The sequence below is a fragment of the Acinetobacter courvalinii genome, assembly GCF_014635545.1.
Classification (GTDB): domain Bacteria; phylum Pseudomonadota; class Gammaproteobacteria; order Pseudomonadales; family Moraxellaceae; genus Acinetobacter; species Acinetobacter courvalinii.
This window is the reverse complement of sequence record NZ_BMDA01000020.1, coordinates 1-645: the sequence shown is the minus strand read 5'-3', so window position 1 is coordinate 645 and position 645 is coordinate 1. Positions and strand designations below refer to the sequence as shown.

General features: G+C 53.0%; 1 protein-coding gene. It reads right to left on the bottom strand.

The features are described from left to right. Positions 1-645 (bottom strand): Ig-like domain-containing protein (locus IEV39_RS18370; RefSeq protein ID WP_188382626.1); only part of this gene is annotated, 645 nt, incomplete at both ends.

Below are 645 nucleotides of genomic sequence, written 5' to 3'. Positions count from 1 at the left end.
TCGGCATCAAGCACTAACTGTCCGCCATCAACGGTCACGCTCCATAAGCCACCGGTTTGTACTGTGGTGGTGATGTCTACCCCATTGACGTTGACCGTAACCACGTCACCCACGGTGTATTCACCGGTGACCGTACCACTGATGGTCTGGTCTGTTGCTGCTTCGCTTGAATCAACAATGCCATCGCCTGCAATCGGATTGATGGTAATCGTAGTCGTGCTGTTGTCCGGACCAGTGGTATCCACTGTATACACTTGCGTGTCAGTCACGCTGCTGCTGTTACCGGCTGCATCAGTGAAGGTCGCTGTGGCATCGATGGTCGCATCCGAATCTGCAAGTAAGTCACTACCTGCGACATCGGCTGTCCAGTTACCGGTTGCTGCATCTACGGTTGCAGTGTAAGTCACGCCATTAATGACTAAAGTCACCACTGTGCTTGCTGCATCTGCAGGGATACCAGTCAAGGTACCTGTTACAGTGATGGTTGTTGTTGATTCTGCTGCATTCAACACGTTGTCCGCAGTCACCGCATCAATCGCAAGGGTTGCACCCGCTGGATTTGGTGGGGTCGCATCGACGGTTTCTGTACCTGGTACAGACGGGTTACCTGCAGGGTCGGTGGCAATTGCAGTGATGGTATCACCA